The sequence below is a fragment of the Vibrio sp. 10N.222.55.C6 genome (assembly GCF_041473395.1).
GTDB lineage: Bacteria > Pseudomonadota > Gammaproteobacteria > Enterobacterales > Vibrionaceae > Vibrio > Vibrio crassostreae_C.
The window spans coordinates 1-219 of record NZ_JBFRSD010001118.1; the positions used below are offsets into that span (position 1 = coordinate 1).

General features: G+C 42.9%; 1 pseudogene. It reads left to right on the forward strand.

What is annotated here, in order from left to right:
* Positions 1–16: 16 nt before the first annotated feature.
* Positions 17–219 (forward strand): annotated as a pseudogene (locus AB4486_RS27805) (curlin); the annotation flags it as partial.

Below are 219 nucleotides of genomic sequence, written 5' to 3' on the forward strand. Positions count from 1 at the left end.
TCTCAATGAAGCTCACGTGAAATTACGTTACAAAAGAAACAACGCACTCATAGATCAAGATGGTTTACGTAACCAAGCCAGAGTTAAAGTACAAGGTGCCGGTCGAAATAATGACCTACGAGTTACTCAGATGGGTGATGACAACATTTCGGTAGTGAAAGCGAAAGGTGGTGCTGACCGAAACGAAGCTGACGTGTACATCAACGGTAACTCTAATAC